This is a genomic window from Aestuariivirga sp. (assembly GCF_046294715.1).
Classification (GTDB): domain Bacteria; phylum Pseudomonadota; class Alphaproteobacteria; order Rhizobiales; family Aestuariivirgaceae; genus Aestuariivirga.
Window position 1 is genome coordinate 51068 of sequence record NZ_JBKBKI010000002.1, and the last position, 21709, is coordinate 72776.

At 63.2% G+C, this 21709-nt stretch carries 27 protein-coding genes; 15 read left to right on the forward strand and 12 right to left on the reverse strand.

Features of this window, described 5'->3' with window-relative positions; genetic code table 11:
- The first annotated feature begins 252 nt into the window (after positions 1-252).
- On the forward strand, positions 253-939 hold the full coding sequence (locus tag ACK4HL_RS01920; protein WP_409756202.1) for a response regulator transcription factor: 687 nt from the start codon (positions 253-255) through the stop codon (positions 937-939).
- Here the strand turns inward: ACK4HL_RS01920 and fliI are convergent.
- From fliI to ACK4HL_RS01935, 3 genes are read right to left on the reverse strand one after another with little or no spacing between them, the layout of a single operon-like run.
- Entirely contained in the window at positions 925-2235 is a 1311-nt protein-coding gene (gene fliI, locus ACK4HL_RS01925) for a flagellar protein export ATPase FliI (RefSeq protein ID WP_409756552.1), read from the reverse strand. The two genes, ACK4HL_RS01920 and fliI, sit on opposite strands and share 15 nt — an antisense overlap.
- Positions 2236-2269: 34 nt before the next feature.
- Entirely contained in the window at positions 2270-2998 is a 729-nt protein-coding gene (flgF, locus tag ACK4HL_RS01930; RefSeq protein WP_409756204.1) for a flagellar basal-body rod protein FlgF, read from the reverse strand.
- Positions 2998-3780, reverse strand: coding sequence for a DUF1217 domain-containing protein (locus tag ACK4HL_RS01935; protein WP_409756206.1), 783 nt, complete (start codon positions 3778-3780; stop codon positions 2998-3000). The genes flgF and ACK4HL_RS01935 overlap by 1 nt, the downstream gene beginning before the upstream one ends.
- Positions 3781-3919: 139 nt before the next feature.
- On the opposite strand from ACK4HL_RS01935, the gene ACK4HL_RS01940 reads away from it, so the two are divergent.
- The 7 genes from ACK4HL_RS01940 (at position 3920) to ACK4HL_RS01970 (ending at position 7521) form a co-directional block, all read left to right on the forward strand.
- Positions 3920-4246: a motility-associated protein gene (locus ACK4HL_RS01940; RefSeq protein WP_409756208.1), complete on the forward strand. Its 327-nt coding sequence runs from the start codon at positions 3920-3922 to the stop codon at positions 4244-4246.
- Complete coding sequence (locus ACK4HL_RS01945; RefSeq protein ID WP_409756210.1) at positions 4243-5004, forward strand: flagellar biosynthetic protein FliR; 762 nt, start codon at positions 4243-4245, stop codon at positions 5002-5004. The genes ACK4HL_RS01940 and ACK4HL_RS01945 overlap by 4 nt, the downstream gene beginning before the upstream one ends.
- Before the next feature lie 125 nt (positions 5005-5129).
- Positions 5130-5399: a hypothetical protein gene (locus ACK4HL_RS01950; protein WP_409756212.1), complete on the forward strand. Its 270-nt coding sequence runs from the start codon at positions 5130-5132 to the stop codon at positions 5397-5399.
- A 36-nt stretch (positions 5400-5435) separates the two neighbouring features.
- A complete protein-coding gene (locus ACK4HL_RS01955; protein ID WP_409756214.1) occupies positions 5436-5921 on the forward strand; it encodes a rod-binding protein in 486 nt (161 codons plus the stop codon).
- 16 nt (positions 5922-5937) lie between these two features.
- Complete coding sequence (locus tag ACK4HL_RS01960; protein WP_409756216.1) at positions 5938-6318, forward strand: hypothetical protein; 381 nt, start codon at positions 5938-5940, stop codon at positions 6316-6318.
- 6 nt (positions 6319-6324) lie between these two features.
- Positions 6325-6807, forward strand: coding sequence for a hypothetical protein (locus ACK4HL_RS01965; RefSeq protein ID WP_409756218.1), 483 nt, complete (start codon positions 6325-6327; stop codon positions 6805-6807).
- Between the two features lie 513 nt (positions 6808-7320).
- A complete protein-coding gene (locus tag ACK4HL_RS01970) occupies positions 7321-7521 on the forward strand; it encodes a hypothetical protein (RefSeq protein ID WP_409756220.1) in 201 nt (66 codons plus the stop codon).
- On the opposite strand, the gene hpt is transcribed toward ACK4HL_RS01970, so the two are convergent.
- Both hpt and ACK4HL_RS01980 read right to left on the reverse strand, forming a co-directional pair.
- The gene (gene hpt, locus ACK4HL_RS01975) at positions 7489-8076 is read right to left on the reverse strand and encodes a hypoxanthine phosphoribosyltransferase (RefSeq protein WP_409756222.1); all 588 of its coding nucleotides are present in this window, start codon (positions 8074-8076) and stop codon (positions 7489-7491) included. The genes ACK4HL_RS01970 and hpt overlap by 33 nt on opposite strands.
- Entirely contained in the window at positions 8073-8783 is a 711-nt protein-coding gene (locus ACK4HL_RS01980; RefSeq protein ID WP_409756224.1) for a zinc-ribbon domain-containing protein, read from the reverse strand. The genes hpt and ACK4HL_RS01980 overlap by 4 nt, the downstream gene beginning before the upstream one ends.
- A gap of 132 nt (positions 8784-8915) precedes the next feature.
- On the opposite strand from ACK4HL_RS01980, the gene ftsE reads away from it, so the two are divergent.
- From ftsE to ACK4HL_RS02005, 5 genes are all read left to right on the forward strand, one after another.
- Complete coding sequence (gene ftsE, locus ACK4HL_RS01985) at positions 8916-9572, forward strand: cell division ATP-binding protein FtsE (RefSeq protein WP_409756226.1); 657 nt, start codon at positions 8916-8918, stop codon at positions 9570-9572.
- Positions 9569-10456, forward strand: coding sequence for a cell division protein FtsX (locus ACK4HL_RS01990; RefSeq protein WP_409756228.1), 888 nt, complete (start codon positions 9569-9571; stop codon positions 10454-10456). The genes ftsE and ACK4HL_RS01990 overlap by 4 nt, the downstream gene beginning before the upstream one ends.
- Positions 10453-11175 (forward strand): lysophospholipid acyltransferase family protein, encoded by a 723-nt coding sequence (locus tag ACK4HL_RS01995; protein ID WP_409756230.1) that lies wholly within the window; start codon positions 10453-10455, stop codon positions 11173-11175. The genes ACK4HL_RS01990 and ACK4HL_RS01995 overlap by 4 nt, the downstream gene beginning before the upstream one ends.
- A gap of 72 nt (positions 11176-11247) precedes the next feature.
- Entirely contained in the window at positions 11248-13494 is a 2247-nt protein-coding gene (locus ACK4HL_RS02000) for an adenosylcobalamin-dependent ribonucleoside-diphosphate reductase (protein WP_409756232.1), read from the forward strand.
- A 41-nt stretch (positions 13495-13535) separates the two neighbouring features.
- On the forward strand, positions 13536-13946 hold the full coding sequence (locus ACK4HL_RS02005; protein ID WP_409756234.1) for a hypothetical protein: 411 nt from the start codon (positions 13536-13538) through the stop codon (positions 13944-13946).
- Here ACK4HL_RS02005 and ACK4HL_RS02010 read toward each other — a convergent pair.
- Complete coding sequence (locus ACK4HL_RS02010) at positions 13912-14463, reverse strand: gamma-glutamylcyclotransferase (protein WP_409756236.1); 552 nt, start codon at positions 14461-14463, stop codon at positions 13912-13914. The two genes, ACK4HL_RS02005 and ACK4HL_RS02010, sit on opposite strands and share 35 nt — an antisense overlap.
- Positions 14464-14503: 40 nt before the next feature.
- Here ACK4HL_RS02010 and ACK4HL_RS02015 point away from each other — a divergent pair, with 40 nt between their 5' ends.
- Positions 14504-15412, forward strand: a complete 909-nt coding sequence (locus tag ACK4HL_RS02015) for a DUF2125 domain-containing protein (protein ID WP_409756237.1) — start codon at positions 14504-14506, stop codon at positions 15410-15412.
- Here ACK4HL_RS02015 and ACK4HL_RS02020 read toward each other — a convergent pair.
- The 4 genes from ACK4HL_RS02020 to ACK4HL_RS02035 form a co-directional block, all read right to left on the reverse strand.
- The gene (locus ACK4HL_RS02020) at positions 15406-16329 is read right to left on the reverse strand and encodes a prephenate/arogenate dehydrogenase family protein (protein ID WP_409756239.1); all 924 of its coding nucleotides are present in this window, start codon (positions 16327-16329) and stop codon (positions 15406-15408) included. The genes ACK4HL_RS02015 and ACK4HL_RS02020 overlap by 7 nt on opposite strands.
- Entirely contained in the window at positions 16326-17423 is a 1098-nt protein-coding gene (hisC, locus tag ACK4HL_RS02025) for a histidinol-phosphate transaminase (protein WP_409756241.1), read from the reverse strand. Before hisC ends, ACK4HL_RS02020 begins: the two co-directional genes overlap by 4 nt.
- The gene (locus ACK4HL_RS02030) at positions 17420-18181 is read right to left on the reverse strand and encodes a chorismate mutase (protein WP_409756243.1); all 762 of its coding nucleotides are present in this window, start codon (positions 18179-18181) and stop codon (positions 17420-17422) included. Before ACK4HL_RS02030 ends, hisC begins: the two co-directional genes overlap by 4 nt.
- A 116-nt stretch (positions 18182-18297) precedes the next feature.
- A complete protein-coding gene (locus ACK4HL_RS02035) occupies positions 18298-19041 on the reverse strand; it encodes a class I SAM-dependent methyltransferase (RefSeq protein WP_409756245.1) in 744 nt (247 codons plus the stop codon).
- 66 nt (positions 19042-19107) lie between these two features.
- On the opposite strand from ACK4HL_RS02035, the gene gloB reads away from it, so the two are divergent.
- A complete protein-coding gene (gene gloB / locus ACK4HL_RS02040) occupies positions 19108-19881 on the forward strand; it encodes a hydroxyacylglutathione hydrolase (protein WP_409756247.1) in 774 nt (257 codons plus the stop codon).
- On the opposite strand, the gene ACK4HL_RS02045 is transcribed toward gloB, so the two are convergent.
- Positions 19874-20755 (reverse strand): DMT family transporter, encoded by an 882-nt coding sequence (locus ACK4HL_RS02045; protein WP_409756249.1) that lies wholly within the window; start codon positions 20753-20755, stop codon positions 19874-19876. The genes gloB and ACK4HL_RS02045 overlap by 8 nt on opposite strands.
- Positions 20755-21669: a DMT family transporter gene (locus ACK4HL_RS02050; protein ID WP_409756251.1), complete on the reverse strand. Its 915-nt coding sequence runs from the start codon at positions 21667-21669 to the stop codon at positions 20755-20757. Before ACK4HL_RS02050 ends, ACK4HL_RS02045 begins: the two co-directional genes overlap by 1 nt.
- Positions 21670-21709 lie beyond the last annotated feature (40 nt).

Here is a 21709-nt window from a genome sequence, read left to right on the forward strand (position 1 = left end):
ACATATTGACCAATGTTCACCCGCTTGCACCAAGTGTAAGTCTATAGCCATCATGTATAAACCGGACGAAACTGGAATGGATTGGCCAAACTTAATGCCATGCACGCTGCTTTATTGAATGTAACGAAGTATAAGCTATTGAAAAACAACGACATTAACTGAGTATTAACTATATCTTCTTGAAACTGCTCTCCGTCAACTCGAAGAAACGCCGGCCAGTCCGGCGCCTCAGACACGGAAAGCAGACTGCACATGATTATTCTCGTCGATGACCGTACCGATGTGACCGACGCCTACCGCGCCAGCCTTGGCCGCGAGGGCGTCTCCGCGGCAAGCTTCAGGCCCGTCGATTTCGACAGCTGGTTTCATTCGACGAGCGGCCCGGACCTCGCCGCGGTGGAGGCTTTCATTCTCGGCGACTTCGACCGCCGCGAAACCGTGACTCGCGCCATCAAGACCCGCTCCGGAGCACCGGCCATCGCACTGAATGATTCGAGCGGGCTTGAATCGACCTTGAAGCTCTTCGCAGCGGGAGCCGACGACGTCCTCCGCAAGCCGATCCATGCGCGGGAAATCATCGCCCGGATCGGCGCAATCCGCCGGCGAATCACCTCGGAGTCCAAGCCGACCGACCTCGGCGATCTTCGCGTCTTCAATGACGGACGCGATCCCGAAGTGGCTGGACAGGTGATGGCCCTGCCGCGCCGCGAGCGGAGAATTCTCGAGTACCTGGTCGCACACAGGAACCGCCGCGTCACCCGCAACCAGATCTTCAATGCCGTTTACGGCCTGTTCGACGAGGACGTCGAGGAGAGCGTCGTCGAATCTCACATCAGCAAGCTTCGCAAGAAGCTGCGCCAGGCCCTCGGCTATGACCCGATCGATACCAAGCGCTACCTCGGTTACCAGATCGTCACGCGAAACTCAGAGGCTGGCTGAGAGACCCGTTGCAATGTCGCGGAAGGCATCCGGAGAGGGCGGATCGGAAGCCGACTGCGCCAGAGTCTTGTAAAGCTTCGGCACGACCTCGACGGCGCGGTCGAGTTCGGGATCCGCGCCCGGGACATAGCCTCCGAGCGCCCTCAGGTCGCGCGTGTCCTCGAAGCGCGCAACCAGGCGCCGGAGTTCCCGTACCGCTTTTGCCTGGTCCTCCGTCCACACCCGCTGTGCCAGACGCGACAGCGACGCGAGGAGGTCGACGGCCGGATAGCGGCCCTGCTCGGCAATCGCGCGATTGAGCACGACATGCCCGTCGAGCGTGCCTCGCACCGCATCGGCCACTGGATCGTTGTGGTCGTCGCCATCGATCAGCACGGCGTAGATTCCGGTGATGGTCCCCTGATCCTGCCCTCCGGGGCCCGCCCGCTCGAGAAGTCGTGGAAGATCGCTGAAGACGGAGGGCGGGTAGCCGCGCGCCACCGGCGGCTCGCCCGCAGAGAGCGCCACCTCGCGGCAGGCATGCGCATAACGTGTGACCGAATCCATGACGAGCAGCACGTTCTGGCGCTGGTCACGGAAGTGCTCGGCCAGTGCGGTTGCGAGCTGCGGCGCCAGCCGACGCATCATCGCACTCTCGTCTCCCGTCGCCACGATGGTAATGGCCTGCCGCGCAGCCTCGCCCAACGTATGCTCCACGAACTCACGCACCTCCCGGCCGCGCTCTCCCACCAGCGCCACGACGACACAATCGAACGCACGCGCCCGCGCCAGCATGGAAAGCAGCGTCGACTTGCCGACGCCGGAGCCGGCGAAGACGCCGAGCCTCTGGCCAAGGCAGACCGGAGTGAAGGCGTCGATCACCCGCACACCCGTGACGATGCCGCTCGCGACGATGCGCCGCGACATGGCGCGTGGCGGCGCAGCCGTGACGCCGATTGCGCGATCGCCCTGGCGGAGCGGCTCTCCACCATCCGCAGGGCGGGCCAGCGCATCGAGTATGCGGCCGCGCCAGCTCTCATGCGGGCGATAGAGGAGTTCTCCCCGCGGATAGGCGACGTCGGAGAGCGCCACGCCGGCACGAGCGTCAAACGGCTTGAGATACGCGAGAACGTGGTCGAGCCGGATCACCTCGGCGAGCTGAGGCGCCTCCGCGCCCGCGATCTCCACGAGAGAGCCCAGCCGCAGCCACCGTGAAAGGCCGGCGACTTCGATGGATGATGGGCCCACGGCGCGCACTTCGCCCACTGGCCTGGCAAAGGGGAGTTCGCAAGCCGCCTCGTTGAGCCGTCCGGCCATCGCAGCGAGCGGGAACCCCTTCGCAGCCATCGGTTCAGCCCTGGCGGGCGCCGAGCGCCTGAATCGTGTCGCGCAGCGACCCGTCGCGTTGTTCGAGGCTCGCACTGACGGCCTCGAACGCGCGCTGCACTTCGATGAGCCGCGTCATCTCGAGAATGGCATTGACGTTCGAGCCCTCGACGAAGCCCTGTACCACACCGTTCCCGGTGAAACTCTCGACAGGTTCCGGCGGAAGCCGGGGAATGACGGCGGCATTCTCATAGCGGGAATAGCCCTTGCGGAGGTCCAACTCATAGAGGCCGAGAGTGCCGATGGCCCGGCCATCCTGCCTCACGGTGCCGTCTCTCGCGATCTCGATCGGGCCGCCCTGGGGGTTGGCGGTCAGCGGTGCTCCTCCGGCATCCAGCACCGGGTGGCCGTTGAGCGAGACGAGGTCGCCCGTGGGCAGCATCTGCATCCGGCCGTCTCTCGTGTAGGCGGTTCCCTGCGGCGTTTCGATCGCCAGGAAGGCGGGGCCCTGCACCGCCACATCCAGCGGATTTCCAGTATTCGTGAATTCACCGCTCCGCGAATCGAGATGAGAGCCACCTGCGAATGCAAAACTCGTGGCAAATGGATTGGTTTTCGAAACGATGGTCGAGAAGCTGGCTGCCTCGGCCCGGAAACCGGCGGTACCCGCATTCGCGACGTTGTTGGCGATGGAGTCCAGCCTGCGGGAGAGCGCCAGCAATCCAGAGAGCCCCACGGGTGAGTTCATATCCATCAGCGACTGCCTCCTTTCAGGAGCTGCATGCTGAGCAGGAGCGCATTGTCGAATCTGGCGAGCAGCGGCTGGCCAAGACCCACCTGCGGCACTGCCTGTGACGCGGCTCCGTTCTGAGCCTGCCACCGTGCGGCAAATCGGGTGAGAAACGCATCAAGCTTTGTTGAATCCTTGAAATCCGCGACGTCGATCCGTGAGCTGATGAATGCCGCCTGTCTGTCGACGTCGATGTTGGAATAGGCAGCCGGGAGGCCTAGTGCCGTCTGCACGACTTTATAGAGCGCTGCATCGCCCATCAGACCATAGATGCTGCCGACGCTTGCAACCTTGCGCTGGAAATAGAGTGCGAGCCGCACCCCTTCGTCGGTCTGCCCGGCCTCGCTTTCGAGCTCGACCCTGAGATAGCGGTTGACGGTGCCCTGCTGTGCCCGGTCGAATGCTGTGGCCGAACCGCCGTAGCGTGCGAAGTTGAATGCCTCGGCGAATTCGCGAAAGCGTGGGTCCGCCAATTGCAGGGCGAAGCTCTGCGGGCCGTCGATTCCCTCGGCCAACACCTTGCGCATGAAGGCCTTGGCATAGATCATGTCCTTCAGGCCGAAGGCCGTCATTGCGTAGTTGAAGAGACGGTCGTTCTTCAGGAACTCGTCAGCCGATTTCACGCTGCGGATGCTGCCGAGGAAATATGCCGTCTCCCGCTGTACGTCAGGGCGTTCGGACAGGAGACCGAGCTTGCGATCGATGTTTCGCGCGATTTGCTGATATGTTGCGACGGTTCCGGTCATCGGTCTGGCCTTGAGTGGCTCCGAGCCTGACAGGAGCGACTTGCCCGGGGCTTGATCGCGCATGGACAACAGGCCCGCGCAAGCCGTGCTGCATAGCCAGTGAGAGCGGCATCTGCCGCAAAGGAAGGAAACTGCACCCATGACCTTCGTCATCGGCATGGTCATCGTCTTCGGGTGCCTGCTTGGCGGTTTCGCAGCCATGGGCGGGCACATCGACGTTCTCTGGCAGCCATGGGAATACGTCATCATTCTCGGGTCCGCGATGATTGAACAATTTGCCTCCGAGCTCACGGCTGCAGTGAGAACGCTCCTGGACCGTGGTCAGCAGTTTGCCCTCGTCACCGCCCCCGAGGCGCGCCCCTACGTGCGAATGATCGTGGACCGTTTGTTTCCGGCCCTGCCGGTGCTTTCCCACATCGAGATCGCGAAGGGTGTACGCCTCGAAGTCATCGCCTCGTTGTCATGACGGATCAGTTGAACGAAAACTTCTTCACTCTCTTCCTTTTGTTCTGCAGGACAGGAGGCTGCTTTCTCTTCGCTCCCGGCCTGTCCAGCCCGAGGCTGCCCGTTCAGGTGCGCGTACTCACCGCACTGGCTATCGCCATGGCACTCTTTCCGCTTCTCGCAGAGGAGTTGGCGCGAGCCATTGCCGTAGTGGAGCCTGGCCAGGCCTGGCTGCTCATCATCGGCGAGACGGGGACCGGCTCCGCAATTGGGCTCATGGCGCGTCTCTTCCTTCTGGCGCTTCAGTTTGGCGCGACTGCTGCCTCGAATTTCATCGGGCTTTCGGGCATTCCTGGCGTTCCCCTCGAGGAGACTGATACCGGATCACCTCTCGCAACCCTTGTGTCATCTGCGGCGGTCTTGCTGATCCTCACCCTCGGACTTCATCTCGACATGCTGCGCGCCCTTATCGACAGCTATGATGTAATCCGTCCGGAGGCTGGCTTTCCGGTTGAGGCACTGACCCGCGGCGTTCTCGCGGTTCTCAGCGAGACGACCCTTCTGGCGCTGCGGCTGGCGGCTCCGTTCCTCGTCTATGGCGTCACCGTCAATTTTGCGCTTGGAGTTGCCAACAGGTTTGCCCAGCAGCTATCGGTCTATCACGCCACCACTGGTACCGTCATCCTGGGGGGGTTTCTGCTGCTCCACGTCGTGTGGCTCGACTGGATCATGCTGCTCGTGGACTCCTATCGCACATGGCTCGGGGAGGGCGGGTTTTGACGGGCGATGCGCGACGTCTCCAGCGGCTTGCGGCAGCACAGGGAGAACTCGCAATGGCCCTCGAGGCCAGGCTGCTCCGAAGTGATCGGAAAATCGAAGCGCTTGTTGTCGAAAGAGAAGACATCTTGCGCGCGCTGAACTGCGGGCTGGCGCCAAGCGTTCCGTTTGGCGGGACAGGCTTGCGCTGGATTATCGCAATCGAGAACGAGATCGGCAATGCGAGATCCGCCCGCGAGGAGTTGCAGGGCAAACTTCTTTCCGCACGGGCGCGGGAGAATGCCCTCGCTGGCAAGGCGCTTCGCATACGCGAAGCGCTCGAGCGCAAGGTGGAGGAGGCACGTGCACTTGAGGCCGTCGTTATTCTGACACGAAAGCCTGCCGCAAGCCCCTCGTGATGAGCTATGCCGGACCATTCCTCCGGAGGCGCTGCAATGGCCGTGACGATCTCTTCCGACCTGGTGCTCGATGTCATGAGAAACGCCGACCCCGCGCGCAAGGCCGAAGCGATATCAAGGCTCCAGTCATTCGGAGGCGTCTTCAGCAACGGCAGGGATTTCGCCGGCCTGCTTCAATGCATGGACCAGCCGGCAGGTGTCGGTACGTCTGGTGGGTCTGCCATGCACCAGCGGGCTGAGAGCACGAATTCGCTGGCCGCCTATGCCGGGTTCGAACGGATGGTCCTTCGCAACCTTTTCGAGTCGCTGCTGCCCGCAGTGGACTCTGGCGCATATGGCGCGGGCCCCTCCGCAGGTGTGTGGAGATCGATGGCTGCAGAACAGTTTGCTACCACCTATGCAGAGGCTGGCGGACTTGGCATTGCCGACGCCCTCTCGCGTGAACGGATAGGAACGGAAATGGCACAGGTAGAACAGTGGCCTTATTTCAAGCTCGATGCAATTTCGTCATTTGCCGGCTGAGAAAGGGAAGAGACGGATGAAATCGCCTCTTTCGCCAATCGGCTCCAGGCAGGAAACGCCTCTTGCGGCGGCCCTGTTGAAGCTCATCGATATCGTCGAGGAGGAGAACGGCATTCTGCAGCGGCATGGCATCGTCCTTCATGCCGGTTTCACCGATCGGAAGAACCACGCCTTGAGGGAACTTATGGCGGCGCGGCGTTGCGAGTCGTCTCCTGCGGCCGTGGCTTCATCGCGACCGCTCCTGCGCCATCTCTCCGAGTCCCTTCGCCGCAATGCGGCGCTGCTCAAGCTTCACATCACGGCGCTCGGCGACATCAGCGACATCATCATAGGCAGCATGCGCGACGCCGAGTCGGATGGCACCTATTCGCGCAGCCGCTCCCGCCCGAAGCTCTGAAGCACAATGCTCAAACTCGTGGCGGTCGGAATCTGGATGATACTCGTCACGGCCGGGGCAACCTTCGGGTCGGTCTATCTTGCGACCGCCCCTGATGGTGAAACGCCGACTGATAGTGCCGATCAGGGTGTGGAAGAACTCAAGTCCGAAATGACAAGCATTCCCGTCGTCCGTGGTGGGGAGATTGCTGGCTACCTCATCCTCCAGCTGTCCTTCGCTTCCGACCGGCGGCTTCTCGAAGAGAAGAAACTCGATCCCATGCCCTTCATGAAGGACGCGGCGTTCCGCGTGGTATTCTCGAGCAGCGATATCGATTTCCGGCGCTTGAGCGGGACCGACCTGGAGAAGATCACCGCGGCCATCGCTCAGGAGGCGAATTCCCGCATTGGCGCCGAACTGGTGCGCAGCGTCCTGCTGCAGCAACTGAATTACGTGCGGAAGGAAGACATCCGCACGAACTGGATCAACGGTGGCAAGGTCAGTGAGTGAGGAAGGGCGCAGTGCCCACCCCGAGCTCCTGAGAGGCATCGGCAGAAGCCGCAGGCCCGGGATGGGAGCCGACGACCGGCAGGGCGAATTGATGCGCCTCGCTCATGATCCGGTCCTGCTGAGGGCGTTCATCGAGCGCCAGTCGCAGATCGGATCAGCCTTCAACCCGTTCTCACCCACCTGTCCGCGCGAAACTCCGTTCCTCCTGTCGAGGCTGCATGCCGGTGACCTTCAGCGGCCTGCGAATGCGCCACGGCACCCTGTATTCGATGGGTTGGACGAGACTCCGCAACACTCGCTCGCGCCTTCGCCTTTCGAACCGACAGCTCTCGACAGGTTCAGCGCCCTGTCACACGATCTCCCTCCTGAGTCGCCACGCCGCCGGGGTTCGGGTGTGCGACACCTGGGCGCGGCCATCATTTTCCTCGTCCTTCTGTGCCTCATCTTCTCCACTGTGTGACGCACGTTCTCTGGCACACCTCTTGCTAGATGCTTCCCGTTTGGGAATGTGTCATGGACGAGAACGTCGCCAGAGCCGTCAGCATGATGCCGCGCAATGACCTTGAGCGCTTTGCTCTGCGGGCGGCAGTTCAGTTGCAGCTGAATCGCAGCGAGTTGCAGGCCGGTGAGTCCTTCCTCACCCTGCTTACCGGTTTTTTCATTGGCGTCGTCGTTGCCGTGTCAGGCTTTCTTGTCGGCGCCGGCCTCGGATGATGCGCCATCGTCGCGGATGACGTGACCGACGAAGGGCAGCTCCCGGAACTGATGGGCCATGTCCATGCCATAGCCCACAACGAACTTGTCCGGACATGTGAATCCCTCGAAATCAGCCGCGATGTGAGCAGCGAGATGGCCAGGCTTGTTGAGCAGAACGGCCGTGAGAGTGGCTCTTGCGCCGCGCGCTGCGAGCAAATCCTTGGCGAAGGCCAGAGTGCGTCCCGATTCGAGAATGTCATCGATGAGAAGAACGTCCCGCCCCCGCACATCAGTTTCGATGTCGCGCAGCACGTTGACCTGCCCCGAGGATTTGGTGGACTTCCGGTAGCTCGACAGGATCATGAAATCCACCTCGGGAGAAAGCCCGGCGTGATGCATGGCGCGAATGAGATCTGCGGCGAAGACGAAGCTGCCCTTGAGGATGGGAACCACGAGAAGATTGGCGGGGTTGCGAGCTGCAATCGCCGTCGCAATGGCTTTGACGCGAGCGGCAATTTCCTTCTCGCTGAACAGGACCCCAATGCGGTGGCCGTCGATCAGTAGTTCAGTCATGGTGTTGTATTTGAGCCGATTTCATCGGCCCGGGCAAACCGTATTTGGAGGCTCCTGGCGTTTTCGGGAGGCGAGGCGACACGGGTGGTGAAACCGGTAGCCTCGCCCGGCCGCAGCGGCCGTGCGCCCGTGTCGAGTTGCCAGCTGTAGACCTCTGCATCGCCACCCGAGGTGAGCCCGAATCTGAGCCACGGAATCTTGCGGGCGGTGCTCGAGACGTTTCTCACCTCGCCCTTCACCGCAATCATTCTCTCCCCGTCGACGAGCAGATGCTGGAGTTCGACGTTTCCGATCTCCAGCCCATACACATTGACCTCCCGCCCGAGCCATTCATAGAGCCTGATGCTGGCCGGGGCTGCCGTTACGACCGCCTCGGGAAAGGCAAGCGCTCCAACCGCGGGACCCAGGGCGAACAGCATGAGACCCGCCCAGGCGGCGGCCATCGTCCGGCGTCGGCGGCGGCGCAGGAGAAAGGCTTCCTGTGCTTCGCGGGATGCAGCGACGAGACGCTTGACCTCGAGGTCCGGTTCGGCGGCAGGGGCAGCGTCGGGAATGGCTCTGGTCGCAAGAGGGGCGGCAACTTCGACCGCGCGGCCCTCGATCCAGTCGTGGCCGCATGCTGAGCATTTCATCATGACCCCGTCGGCGCCCAGCCGGTAGGTGGGAAGATCGTATCGGGTGGCGCAGGAAGGACAGTGAACGATCATGGGGCCGCGGCATGAGGGACGCGCACCGGCCCTTGGGCCGGACGCCTGCCTGGATTAAATCTCCGTTAGGGTTAATGGCTCGTTAAAGATCGGGATGGTTTAAGAGACGGAGGTGAAGAGGAGCGTCTTGCCGTGTTGCGCCTTGAGAATGTCGGTCTCAGATATGGAGACGGCCCGGAGATCCTGAAGGATGTAAGCTTCGCCGTCCGGCCGGGAGATTTCTTCTTCCTGACGGGTCCCTCGGGGGCCGGAAAATCCTCCCTGCTGAAGCTGCTGTTCCTGGCCTTGCGGCCCACGCGCGGGAGCCTGCACATCTTCGGGGAGAATGTCGGCAGCCTCAATAGGCAGCAGCTGCCCCCCATCAGGCGCCGCATCGGGGTCGTGTTCCAGGAATTCCGCCTGCTCGAGCATCTCTCGACCTATGACAACGTCGCCCTGCCCCTGCGGGTGGCTGGAAAGCCGGAGCAGGCCTACCGGCGAGACGTGATGGACCTTCTTGACTGGGTGGGGCTCGCCCACAAGTCGGCCGATCTGCCACCCGTGCTCTCCGGCGGCGAGAAGCAGCGTGCTGCAATCGCCCGGGCAGTCATCGCCAAGCCGCAACTCCTCTTGGCGGACGAGCCAACTGGAAACGTCGATCCTGCTCTTGCCAAGCGCCTGCTGCACCTGTTTCTGGAACTGAACCGGCTCGGCACCACCATGATCATAGCCACCCACGACCGTGCCCTGGTGCGCCAGGCTGAACGGCCCGTCCTGCACCTCGAGGAAGGAGTCCTGAGCCTGCAATGAAACCCGGGGCAATTATCCCGTCCAACGTCGCGTCCCTCAAGTCGCTTACCGTCACCATGGCGGTGATGAGCTATCTTGCCTGCCTCGCCATCGGCGCATTGATCCTCGTCGACCGCGCCGTCACCAACTGGACGAGCGGTCTGGCCCGCGAGATGACGGTGCAGCTGCGCCACGTGAGAGATACCGACATCGCTCAGGAGCTCGCCAGTGCGCGCGAGATCGTTTCGTCCTTCCCCGGCATCGTCGAAGTGGAGATACTGGACGAGCAGGCGGCCGCCAGCCTCCTCGAGCCATGGCTTGGCTCACGGTCGCTGGACGGCCTACCGGTGCCGCGGCTGATCCGCATCGTGACCGACATCGAAAATCCACCTGATGTCGATACCTTGGAGGAGGCCCTCTCCACCGTCAAGGGCGCCCGCCTCGACACTCATCGCAAATGGGAGGCCGAGCTCACGCGCATGGCGCGCGCGCTGTCGATCCTCTCCTATGCGATTCTCTTCCTGATCTCTGTCTCCGCCGTCGCGATCGTGATCTTCGCCACGCGTGCGGTGCTGCAGGCCAACCGCCACATCGTGGACCTTCTTCACCTCGTGGGTGCGCGCGATAGCTATATCGCCCGCCAGATTGACGGCCGTTTTCTGAGGACCGGCATGCTTGCAGGCTTTATCGGCGTGGGCCTCGGGCTCCTCACGTTCTTGTTGCTCGGCCTCTTCGGCGGCGGCGGGGTGGGTCTCGCCTCGGCAAGCCGCAGCCTTCTGTTCTCCGCTCCGGACATCGCCGTCTGGAGCTATGGGTTCCTCTTCGCGGTGCCGCTGGCGGCGACGCTGATCTGCCTCATCACCGCCCGCATGACGCTGATGCGGCGCCTGGGGGTGGTCACGTGATCTATATCCGCTCCGTGCTGTTCAACCTCGTTTTCTACCTCAACCTCGTCCTCTTCCTCGTGCTCGGGTCGGGGTTCTATTTCACACCCCGCAAATGGTCGGTCCGGGCATTGCAGCTGTGGGCCAGGACATCACTGTTCTGGCTGCGGGTCATCGCCGGTGTCCGCATGGAGGTGCGTGGCCACGAGAACATTCCGCCCGGCGCCTGCTTGGTGGCCGGCAAGCACCAGTCGTTCTGGGAAACCTTTGCGATCCTTCCTCTCCTCGACGATCCAGCCATGGTCCTGAAGAAGGAACTCACCTGGATTCCGTTCTTCGGTTGGTTCATCTATAAGTTCCGCATGATCCCGGTCGAACGCTCCGCCGGCACCCAGGCCCTGCGCGCGATGGTCACTGCTGCAGCGGAGGCTATCGCATCGGGCAGGCAGGTCGTCATCATGCCGGAAGGAACCAGGAGGGCTCCCGGCGATCCTCCCGATTACAAGCCCGGCGCTGCGGCTCTTTACGGGCAGCTCGGGGTGCCTTGCGTGCCTTTCGGCCTCAACTCCGGCCTGTTCTGGCCAAGGCGCCAGTTTTTGCGCCGACCTGGAACGATCGTGATCTCATTTCTGGAGCCGATCCCGCCGGGGCTCCCCCGCAAGGTCTTTCAAGCTCGTCTGGAACAGGCGATCGAGCGGGAGACAGCCAGTCTGCTCGCGGAAGACCGCGTATCGTCCTAGGTACAAAAAGAGAACAAACTCTCGACTCCACTGCCCGCCCGGACTAACATCATGCCTTCCGGAGGTTCAGCGATGGATTCTGCCATTCGTCCCACCCTCGATCCCATCTCGCGCGAGATCTGGGACATGAAATACCGGTTCAGGCCGTCTGGTGCCGGCGAACAGGAACGGACGATCGAGGACAGCTGGCACCGGGTGGCGGAAGCCATTTCCGCAGTGGAGAAGGAGTCCGAGCGTACGCACTGGGCAGAAGCCTTCTATGGCATGCTCGAGGGCTACCGCTTCCTGCCCGCCGGTCGAATCCTGGCAGGCGCCGGCACAGACCGGCAAGTGACGCTGTTCAACTGCTTCGTGATGGGCCTGATTCCCGACTCGCTCGATGGAATCTTCACGCAGCTGAAGGAAGCAGCCCTCACCATGCAGCAGGGTGGCGGCATTGGCCATGACTTCTCCGCGCTTCGGCCGCGCGGCGCGGCGGTGAAGGGCGTAGGCGCCGATGCCTCGGGGCCCTTGAGCTTCATGGATGTATGGGATGCCATGTGCAAGACGATCATGTCCGCCGGCACCCGCCGTGGTGCCATGATGGGCACAATGCGCTGCGACCATCCCGACATCGAGGACTTCATCGCGGCCAAGCGCCAGGCGGGGCGCCTCCGCAACTTCAATCTCTCGGTGCTCGTCAGCGATCGCTTCATGGCGGCCGTGAGAGCCGACGAGGAATGGCCACTGCAGTTCGGCGGTCAAGTCTACCGCGTGGTCCACGCCGCCCGCCTGTGGGACCAGATCATGCGTGCCACTTATAACTATGCCGAGCCGGGCGTGATCTTCATCGATCGGGTCAACGCGGAAAACAATCTCTCCTATTGTGAAACCATCAGCTCCACCAATCCCTGTGGCGAGCAGCCTCTCCCTCCTTACGGCGCCTGTCTGCTGGGCTCGCTCAACCTCACCCGCTTTGTGCGGAACGCCTTCACGGTGGAGGCCGGGATCGACGACGACGCGTTGGAGCGAACCGCCGCGCTTGCCGTGCGCTTCATGGACAACGTGATCGATGTCTCCAACTATCCCCTTCCCCAGCAGCAGGCGGAGGCCTTCGCCAAGCGCCGCATCGGGCTTGGCATTACCGGTCTTGCCGATGCGCTCGCCATGTGCGGGCTGACCTACGGTTCGCCAGAAGCACAGGCGGCGGCGCGAAGCTGGATGGCTTCGATCGAGCAGGCGGCCTATGAGGCGAGCATCGCACTGGCCCGCGAGCGTGGTCCATTTCCGCTCTTCGATCCTGCCTCCTTTGGGCGTTCTGGACATGCGGCACGACTCGATCCCTCTTTGCGGCAGGACATCGCCCGCCACGGAATCCGAAACGGCTTGCTGACGTCGATCGCCCCGACGGGCACCATCTCGCTTCTCGCCGGAAACGTCTCGAGCGGCATCGAGCCGATTTTCAGCATTCGCTTCGATCGCAAGGTGCTTCAGGCGGATGGAACGCATCGTGTCGAGAAGGTAACGGATTATGCCGCCGCACTGTGGTGGGAGCTCCATGGCGAGGACACGCCTCTGCCGCCTGCCTTCGCCACCGCGGAACAGCTGATGCCGTCAGATCACCTGGCGATGCAGTCGGCCCTCCAGGCCCATGTCGACAGTTCGATTTCGAAGACGATCAACATTCCCGAGAACCTGCCCTTCGAGGCGTTCAAGTCCGTCTACGCGGAGGCTTATGATCTGGGCCTGAAGGGTTGTACGACCTTCCGCCCCAATGCCGTAACGGGTTCCGTCCTCTCTGGCGACGGCGTGAAATCTGCGGGAGGACCGGAAGAAGATCGGCAGCCGCGCCAGCGGGAGGAAGTGCTCTCCGGCTATTCCTACAAGCTGAAATGGCCCGAGACGGACCATGCCATCTACATCACGATCAATGACATCGTGGAGGACGGTCAGCGCCGGCCGTTCGAGATCTTCATCAACTCCAAGAACATGGAACACTATGCATGGACGGTGGCGCTGACGCGCATGATATCCGCCGTGTTCCGGCGCGGCGGTGACGTGTCCTTCGTCGTCGACGAGCTCAAGGCTGTATTCGATCCCCGCGGCGGCCAGTGGATGGGCGGCCGCTATGTTCCGAGTTTGCTCGCGGCGATCGGGGGTGTGATCGAGCGTCACATGGTCGAGATCGGCTTTCTGGAGCCGGATTCGGAGAAGCGCCTTCCGGGGCTGGCAGGGTCCGCCGACGCCCGGAACGCCTGCCCGCGCTGCGGGGAGCGGGCGCTGGTGTTTCAGGAGGGTTGCGCAACCTGCCTCTCCTGCGGCTACTCGAAATGCAGTTGAGGCATATTGACAGCGCACGAAAATGTTCTATTTTTGTTCTCATGATGCAAGGCTATCCCCTGTCGGCAAACCTGCCCGAGGAAATCGGCCTCGGTGAACGCTTCTGGTACTGGCGCGGTGCTTCGGGTCAGTCCTACATCCATTCCATCTACGCCCGGGATCTCTGCCCCGCTGTTCCTGGGGCCGTTTTCGTGATCGTGAACCGTTCCCATGGTGGCCGGCGCGCAATCTCCGCTGGTCGCTTCCAAACAAATGGTCTCCTGCCCCAGGATGAGCGAGCACGGGCTGCGGCGTCGGACGAGGAGATTCATGTCCACCTCCTCGCTCGCGATCACGACACCGCAGAGGGTATTCTGCGTGATCTCCGTTCAGCGATGGACATTGCCGTACGACCTGTTTCCGAACCGCGGGTCTACGTCAAACCCGTTCAGCTCGAGCTGCTCGCGGCCTGAAGCCGAGTCTTCTGGCCAGGCGCTCGAGCGTGGGGTCGTGAATGTTCATCTCTCGCAAGTGGTCGAGCGTATTCAAGACGTAATCGAGGCACGCCCCGGACACGCCACGGCCCTGGCGGACGTGCCGTTCCAGGGCCTCCTCATCCAGGACGCCGGCATACTGCCGATGCGCCCTGTCTACCACATATGTGACGGCCTCGACGGCCTGACCGCTCTCGATGAGGCGGATGGTCTTGCTCTTCTCGACATAGACGGAGGTCACCTGCTCGCGCGCGCGGAGATATGAGATCGTCTCGTCCCATCTTTCCGGCAACACCTCGAAAGCCATGCCGTGACAGGAGCCCCCACGGTCCAGCCCCATGACCAGTCCTGGCTCCTCCGGGCTCCCGCGATGCACATAGGAGTAGATGCAGAGGCTCCTGTGATAGCCGTAAACCCGCGCCGGTTCGCTACGCAGGAATTCGAAACCCGGCCGCCACATGAGCGAGCCATAGCCAAAAATCCAGAACTGTTTCATGGTGAAGGTCTGAGTAACGCGAAACCGGCCCATAGATCAAATGCCTGATAAAGCGCCGAAGCCCTGGAAGATGATGCTGCCGCTCGCGATCGTGCTGGGCCTGGCGGTACTGTGGGCAAGCTACTGGCTCGTGGCCTCGCGGTTCGTGGAGCAGAAATTCGCTGCGGAGCGGGCAAGGCTCGCCGCACAGGGGCTCACCCTGACCTGCACCGAGGAGGCATGGGGCGGATTTCCGTTCCGCTTCGAATTCATCTGTTCTTCTCCGGTCCTGACAGCGACGGTGCGAGCCGAAGCCAGATCAGGCCGGCTTCATCTCGTGGCACTCGCCTATGCGCCATGGCAGATCGCCGCGCTTGTCGACGGGCCGACGACCGTGGCGGCGGCGGGACTCGCTCCCACCGTCGCTGAGCATCAGAGAGCCTTGGCCGCCTTCACCTTCGGAAGCGATGGGAAAGCGAGCTTTTCCGCCGAGGTACCGGCCCTCTCCGTCTCCGGTCATGGCCGCGCCGGGCGAGTGATGGCACATGGGCGGCCTGCAAGCCGGGGCACTGACGTAGCGCTGTCGCTGTCGGACATTGTGTGGGAGCCCCAAGGCAGGCCGCCCTTGAAGATCGCTCAGGCGGAACTTCTCGGCACCCTGACAGCTGAGAGCGCCTTGAGGATCGATCGCGTGGAACTCAAGCAGGGAAACCTTCGCTACTGGGGATCAGGAATGCTCCGTCTCGACGAGAGCAGACGCCTCGCGGGGATGCTCGAGACCGAGACCAACGATCTCGATGGCCTTCTGGCCCTGGTGGCGCCACATCTGCAGATCGATGGCGGCGACTCGGCAAATCTCCGGACCATGATGACGCTTCTCGGCGAATCCGCAAGACTGCCGATCATCGCAAAGGATGGCGCCCTCTACATCGGCCCGTTCAAGATCGCGGACCTGGCACCGCTCTACTGAAGCTTCGCCGCGCTGCGGCCAAAGTCAGGCGCGGCGGTATCCTGTCCCGCGGCAATGATGCCCCGACGGATCTGGCGCGAGCGAGAGAACAGATTGAAAAGCGTCTCACCGTCGCCCCACCGGATCGCCCGCTGCAGGACGGAAAGGTCTTCCGAAAAGCGCCCCAGCATCTCGAGCACCGCGTCTTTGTTGTTCAGAAACACGTCGCGCCACATGGTGGGATCGGAGGCCGCGATTCGCGTGAAGTCGCGAAAACCGCCGGCCGAATACTTGATCACTTCGGAGGAGGTCACCTCCTCGAGATCGGCTGCCGTCGACACGATGTTGTAGGCGATGAGATGAGGCAGATGGCTTGTGATGGCGAGGACCAGGTCGTGGTGCTCGGGTGTCATGGTCTCGACATTGGACCCGCAGCCGCGCCAGAACTCTGTGAGTCTTTCGACGGCCGTGGGATCGGAGTCAGCCAGCGGTGTGACGATGCACCAGCGATTGATGAAGAGCTCGGCGAAGCCCGCCTCCGGACCGGATTGCTCCGTACCGGCGATGGGATGGCCGGGAATGAAGTGAACACCGGCAGGCACATGTGGCAGCACGTCCCGCACCACGGCGCCCTTAACTGAACCTACATCCGTCAGGATCGCCCCCGGCTTGAGGGCGGAAGCGATCTCCTTCGCAAGCGCTCCATAGGTACCGACCGGCGAGCACAGGATGACGAGGTCGGCGCCGGCGACCGCCTCGGCGGCCGAAGGGAAGACGCGGTCGACGAGCCCGATTTCGACTGCCTTCGCTCGCGTCGCCTCGCTCCTGGCATAGCCGGTGATCTCTGCGGCAAGCTTCTTCTTGCGTATGACATGTGCGAGCGACGAACCGATCAGGCCGATGCCGATCAGGGCGACCCGCTCGAATACCGGCTTCATGACAGGAAATCCTTCAGGCAGGCGACGAGGCCTCGGTTGGCTTCTTCAGTGCCGATCGTAATGCGGAGCGCGCCCGGAAGGCCGTATGAATCCATTCGTCGCACCACGAAACCGTGCTCCTGAAGATGCAAATCTGCAGCATGTGCGTTACGTGACGCGCTGGACGGGAAGTGCACCAGCACGAAATTGGCGACGCTCGGTGTGACCTCGAGGCCCAGCTGTTCCAGTTCCTTTTTTAGCCATGGCAGCCAGCTGTCGTTATGGGCGATCGCGCGCTCGACGAATTGCTGGTCGGCAATCGCGGCGGCGCCTGCGGCGATGGCCGGCCCGCTGACGTTGAATGGTCCGCGCACGCGGTTCAGCACGTCCGCGACATGGGCGGGGCAATAGGCCCAGCCGATGCGAAGGGCGGCCAGTCCATGGATCTTCGAGAAGGTGCGCGTCATCACCACGTTCTCGGATGTCGCGACGAGCTCTAGTCCCGCTTCATAGTCGTTGCGCCGGACATACTCGGCGTAAGCCGCGTCGAGGATGAGCAGAACGTGGCGCGGCAGCCCGGCATGGAGCCGCTTCACCTCGCTGAACGGAAGGTAGCGTCCAGTCGGATTGTTGGGATTGGCGAGGAACACCATCCGCGTGCGGGACGTCACCCGGGCAAGGATCGCGTCGACGTCCGCCAGATAGTCCTTCTCGGGCGCCACGACGCATGTTGCCCCGTTCGACTGTATGGCGATCGGATAGACGAGAAAACCGTACTGACTATAGATCGCCTCGTCCCCCGGCCCCAGATAGGCGTGGGCGAGAAGCTGCAGCAGTTCGTCCGAGCCTGCCCCGCAGATGATGTACTCAGGCAGGAGCCCGTAGCGGCTGGCGATTGCCGTCCTCAACGCCGTGGCGGAACCATCGGGATAGAGTTCCAGCGCCCTGGCGGCGGCCTGGAACGCTTCGATGGCAGCGGCACTTGCCCCGATCGGCGATTCATTGGAGGAGAGCTTGTGGACCTTTGCACCCTTGGCGCTGCTCTTGCCAGGCACATAGGCGGCAATGTCCAGTATGCCGGGTTTCGGTTGGGGGCGGATCAAACTTCCTGTCATGACGGTGCTTTCAAGGCTCGGGGATAGCGCCCGGCGAGCTTCGCGCCCGGCATGTTCTGCAGGATGTCACCAAGCGGCCAACCGCTGCTGTCGAGATACCCCGGAATCCCGGTGAGCCAGCAGGAACCGGAGCGCGCCTGCCACAGTATCGGCGCCAAGTCGCGGGGCCGCTCGGGGCTGACGATCACGGTTTCATCCTCTCCGGTCTCCTGTGGTTCGGCATGACCGCAGACGAGAAGTAGCGGCATGCCATCGCCGCCAGTGACAGGCAAGCTGCCGATCAGGCTGGGGCCGCCGGCCTCTGCGGCGAGAAACCCGTCAGCCCAATCCGATTGGGTGGCGAAGACCGCCAGATCGCCGCGCCGGTCACGCAGGCAATCCAGCGCCTTGGCGCAGCTGTCGTGGATTTCCACTCCCATGTCGCAGAAGTGCTGGCTGATCGCCAGGCGGCACGCGAGGTCTCCGCCGAGTTCTTCGCTGACGTGGAGAGTCACCGGCGCCTGTGACTGGGTGGAGGCTGACAGAATCACGCGCCAAAGACGCACCAGGACTTCGGGTTGAATCGCCCTTCCGCCCTTCGTGATCAGACGCCGCATCATGGCTGCCTCTCGCGCCGGACGGAATGGCGAAGTAGAGAGCGAGCCGTCCATGAACTTGGTCGCCTTCACCTTGCCCGTCGCCGCGAAGCGCCTCACGAGAAGGTCCAGGATTGCATCGTCGATCTCGTCGATCTCGCGCCTGATGGCGTCCAGCATCATGTCCGGGGAAGGCGAAGTCATTGGATCGGCGGGCTCGTCTCGCTACGCCTCAACCGGCAAGAGGCCGCTGCGGCGCGGCTATTCATAGGCTCCGGCCCTGAAAATGCAATCCTGTCCTAGGGATCGGCGCGCGCCCGCCGGGCGGCGGGGGCGGCCGCGAGCGCCGGGCGTGAGCGGGCGGAAACCCGCCTCGCCCGTTTGCCCGTCGCAACCGCATAGACCTGCTTCACCGCCTCCACGATGATGACGCCGGAAAGAGCGGGCATCAGCCGAGAGCCGAGCCCCTCGATGGCGGGCGCCGCTGAGAGCACGGCGCTCCGGTCCGAGGGCGGAAAATAGAGCGCGTGAGACCAGGAAACCACCGAGAACTGGGTTTCGCGCAGCAGGGCGGCGAGCTGGGGCCGGGAGTAGGGCTGGCCGTAGCCGAAGGGCGAACTGTCGAAACGTGCCCAGACGCCACGCCGGTTTGGCACGACGAGGAAAAGCCGGCCTTGCGGCGCCAGCACGCGCCAGATCTCGCGCAGCATCTCGCGCGGCGCGTCCGTCAGTTCGAGACCGTGGACCACGAGGGCCACGTCCACCACGCTTTCGAGCAGCGGAAGATCCGTCTCGTCGACGAGCGCGGATTGGACCGCACCCTCGTCCGGCCAGCGGAAAACGCCCTGGCGGGCCATCATGAAGGCGAGTTGTGCCTCCGAGTGGGCGGCACAATCTCCGAGATAGGGCATCGCATAGCCAAGCCCCATCACCCGCCCGGGGGGAAGACCCGCCAGCCGCGGCCTGAGACGCCCGGCGAGCGAGCGCCGGGTAGCCAAGCCGAGGCGGCTGCCGTAGAACTCCCTCAGATCGACGATATCCATCGCTATCCAGCATAGTCCGCGGCAGTAAAGACTTCATCCGGAACGACAGGAAGGCCAGCAACTCCCATGTCCCACCTCGAATGTCATCAGTTCATCTGCCGATCGGACAATTATGGACTTCTCCTGCATGACCACAAGACCGGCGACACGGCCTCCGTCGATGCGCCGGATGCAGCAGAAATCTCCCGCCAGCTCAAGGACCGGGGATGGCGGCTGACCCACATCTTTACCACCCACCACCACGGCGACCACGTGGAAGGCAACGAGGCCCTGAAACGGCAATTCGGCTGCGAGATCTTTGGCCCGGCGGCGGAGGCAAGCCGGATTCCCGGTCTCGACAGGCGACTCTCAGGTGGCGACAGCTTCTCCTGGGCCGGCCGCGAACTGCACGTGCTGGCCTGTCCCGGCCATACCTCTGGGCACATTGCCTATCATATGCCATCGGAGGAGTGCGTCTTTGCCGGTGATACGCTGTTCTCGCTCGGCTGCGGTCGGGTGTTCGAGGGAACGCTCGAGGAGATGTTACATTCCGTAACCCAGTTCAAGGATTTGCCACCCGCGACCCGGCTCTACTGCGGGCATGAGTACACCCAGTCGAACGCCCGTTTTGCGCTCTCCGTCGAGCCCGGTAACCTGGCCCTCCGGGAGCGGGCTGCCGAAGTCGACGGGCTGCGTGCCACGGGGAGAATGACCTGCCCCTCGACCATCGGCCGTGAACTCGAGACCAATCCCTTCCTGCGCACGGGCAGTGCCGAAATCCGGCACGCCCTCGGGCTCGAACGCGAGGCCGACGCGGAGGTCTTCGCCGAACTGCGCCGCCGCAAGGATGCCTTCAGCTAGCTGGCCTGCGGCCGAACAGCATGTCTTTTGCGGCGATCACCGCACCCGTGGTGATGAGGAGGCAGGCTGCCAGCACTGGCCAGGACAGGGACGCAAAACCGGCCAGGACGAGCACCAGCGTGGAGAGAAGGGGCGAGGCATAGGAGGCGGCCCCGAGAATCATGATGTCGCCGTGCTTCACGCCATAATCCCAGCTGTAGAAGGCAGCGCCGACGGGCAGGAGCCCAAGGCCCAGCACGGCGCACCATTGCAGCCAGCCCTGCGGCCATACCGTGGTTTCGAAGAGGAGATGGCAGATCGCTGCGAGGAGAGCGGTGATGAGACAGAAGCCCGCCACCACGTCCGTCGATACCTTGCCGAAGCGGCGCGACAGCACTGAATAGCCGGACCAGATGATCGAGCATGCGAAGGCCAGCGCATGGCCAGGCCCGAAACCTTCCGCAAGTGACGGGCTCCTGCCCCCGCCAATGATCAGCACAGCGCCCGCGAGACCCAGAGCAACCCCTGCCAGGTGGTGGAACTTCAGCCTCTCCCCGGGCAGGAAGGCGGAAAACACGACGAGAAACAGCGGCCACAGATAGGCGATGAGGCTGACCTCAACCGGCGGCGCGGCGCGGATGGCCGAAAAATAGACGAAGTGATAGCCGAAGAGGCCGCCCACGCCCAGCAACCAGACCTGCCAGCCTTGGCGCAGGGCCGAAACCGCGCCCTTGCGGAACGGCCACGTCACGGCACCCATGAGCCCGCCGATGAGAAACGTCATGGCGGCGAGCTGGAAGGGCGGCACGGCACCGCTCGCCGCCGTGAGGAGGGCAAGCAGCGCCCACATGAGCACGGCCGTGAAGCCGATCAGCGTGGCCGTGGAACGGCGCATCAGGCAAGCCCCCGGGGGCCGCGCCCGAGCCAGCGGTCGCCGAAGATCGACAGCAGGACGGCGCTGATGATGATGGCGCCGCCCAGATAGGCGGACTGGTTGGGAAGCTCGCCCACCCCCAGCCAGCTCCAGAAGGGATTCAGGACGACGTCGAGCATCGCCACGAGCGTCAGCGTGACGGCCGGAACGCTCCTGGCGCCCTTGGCGTAGAGAACGAGCGGAATCGACAGCTGGAGGGGACCCATGAGAGCGAGAAGCAGGAGTTGCTGGAGCGAGACCTGGAAGCCGCCTCCCGGGTGACCGCCCGCGGCATATCCCATGAAACCGGCCACGGCGAAAGTCACGAAACCGCCGACGCAGATTGCAGGCACCATGTCGAAGGCGCGATAGCGGCGAAGCGCCACCGTCTGTCCCGCGAAAGAGAGAGGAACGAGCAGGCACACCAGAAGTGCCGGGAGGTTGTCCTGGTTCACGCCCTCCCACGCGATTACGCCGACGCCCGCGAGCGCCATTCCAGCTGCCGCCCAGGATGCAAGGGAGGGCCTCTCACCGGTGATCCAGGGGCTTAGTACACCCGCGAAGATCGGCGACAGTGCGCCGATCACCGAGACGGTGGCCGTTCCCGCGAGTGTCAGTGAGGTGACATAAAGCGTCGAACCCGCGGTGAAGAAGCCGGCGACGGCGAGCAGGGCTCCAGTCGGGATTTCCCGGAATTTTCCGATCGTTCCGCGTCCGTAAATGGCGACGAGGTAGACGAGGAGGAACACCGACATCCAGAATCCGCGCCAGCAATTGATTTGCCAGCCATCTAGGTCCGGGAGAAGCCGGACGAAGACGCCCGCAAGGCTCCATCCCAGCGTGGCGCACAGCACGAAGAGAATGCCCGTTCCATAACCCGGTGTATTGCCGCGCATGGCTCTGCTGATTCGCTCCGTCCCGCGCCTTGTTTGCCCG

What these genes read in the sequence shown, in the direction of transcription:
- gloB (WP_409756247.1), top strand. Translation starts at nt 19,108, where the DNA reads ATGTCCCACCTCGAATGTCATCAGTTCATCTGCCGATCGGACAATTAT.
- ACK4HL_RS01980 (WP_409756224.1), bottom strand. Translation starts at nt 8,783, where the DNA reads ATGATCGTTCACTGTCCTTCCTGCGCCACCCGATACGATCTTCCCACC.
- ACK4HL_RS02000 (WP_409756232.1), top strand. Translation starts at nt 11,248, where the DNA reads ATGGATTCTGCCATTCGTCCCACCCTCGATCCCATCTCGCGCGAGATC.
- ACK4HL_RS01940 (WP_409756208.1), top strand. Translation starts at nt 3,920, where the DNA reads ATGACCTTCGTCATCGGCATGGTCATCGTCTTCGGGTGCCTGCTTGGC.
- ACK4HL_RS02015 (WP_409756237.1), top strand. Translation starts at nt 14,504, where the DNA reads ATGCCTGATAAAGCGCCGAAGCCCTGGAAGATGATGCTGCCGCTCGCG.
- ACK4HL_RS02005 (WP_409756234.1), top strand. Translation starts at nt 13,536, where the DNA reads ATGATGCAAGGCTATCCCCTGTCGGCAAACCTGCCCGAGGAAATCGGC.
- ACK4HL_RS01965 (WP_409756218.1), top strand. Translation starts at nt 6,325, where the DNA reads ATGCTCAAACTCGTGGCGGTCGGAATCTGGATGATACTCGTCACGGCC.
- flgF (WP_409756204.1), bottom strand. Translation starts at nt 2,998, where the DNA reads ATGGATATGAACTCACCCGTGGGGCTCTCTGGATTGCTGGCGCTCTCC.
- ACK4HL_RS02035 (WP_409756245.1), bottom strand. Translation starts at nt 19,041, where the DNA reads ATGGATATCGTCGATCTGAGGGAGTTCTACGGCAGCCGCCTCGGCTTG.
- ACK4HL_RS02050 (WP_409756251.1), bottom strand. Translation starts at nt 21,669, where the DNA reads ATGCGCGGCAATACACCGGGTTATGGAACGGGCATTCTCTTCGTGCTG.
- ACK4HL_RS01935 (WP_409756206.1), bottom strand. Translation starts at nt 3,780, where the DNA reads ATGACCGGAACCGTCGCAACATATCAGCAAATCGCGCGAAACATCGAT.
- ACK4HL_RS01960 (WP_409756216.1), top strand. Translation starts at nt 5,938, where the DNA reads ATGAAATCGCCTCTTTCGCCAATCGGCTCCAGGCAGGAAACGCCTCTT.
- ACK4HL_RS01970 (WP_409756220.1), top strand. Translation starts at nt 7,321, where the DNA reads ATGGACGAGAACGTCGCCAGAGCCGTCAGCATGATGCCGCGCAATGAC.
- hpt (WP_409756222.1), bottom strand. Translation starts at nt 8,076, where the DNA reads ATGACTGAACTACTGATCGACGGCCACCGCATTGGGGTCCTGTTCAGC.
- hisC (WP_409756241.1), bottom strand. Translation starts at nt 17,423, where the DNA reads ATGACAGGAAGTTTGATCCGCCCCCAACCGAAACCCGGCATACTGGAC.
- ACK4HL_RS02010 (WP_409756236.1), bottom strand. Translation starts at nt 14,463, where the DNA reads ATGAAACAGTTCTGGATTTTTGGCTATGGCTCGCTCATGTGGCGGCCG.
- ACK4HL_RS02020 (WP_409756239.1), bottom strand. Translation starts at nt 16,329, where the DNA reads ATGAAGCCGGTATTCGAGCGGGTCGCCCTGATCGGCATCGGCCTGATC.
- ACK4HL_RS01990 (WP_409756228.1), top strand. Translation starts at nt 9,569, where the DNA reads ATGAAACCCGGGGCAATTATCCCGTCCAACGTCGCGTCCCTCAAGTCG.
- ACK4HL_RS01920 (WP_409756202.1), top strand. Translation starts at nt 253, where the DNA reads ATGATTATTCTCGTCGATGACCGTACCGATGTGACCGACGCCTACCGC.
- ACK4HL_RS01955 (WP_409756214.1), top strand. Translation starts at nt 5,436, where the DNA reads ATGGCCGTGACGATCTCTTCCGACCTGGTGCTCGATGTCATGAGAAAC.
- ACK4HL_RS02030 (WP_409756243.1), bottom strand. Translation starts at nt 18,181, where the DNA reads ATGATGCTGGACGCCATCAGGCGCGAGATCGACGAGATCGACGATGCA.
- fliI (WP_409756552.1), bottom strand. Translation starts at nt 2,235, where the DNA reads ATGGCCGGACGGCTCAACGAGGCGGCTTGCGAACTCCCCTTTGCCAGG.
- ACK4HL_RS01945 (WP_409756210.1), top strand. Translation starts at nt 4,243, where the DNA reads ATGACGGATCAGTTGAACGAAAACTTCTTCACTCTCTTCCTTTTGTTC.
- ACK4HL_RS02045 (WP_409756249.1), bottom strand. Translation starts at nt 20,755, where the DNA reads ATGCGCCGTTCCACGGCCACGCTGATCGGCTTCACGGCCGTGCTCATG.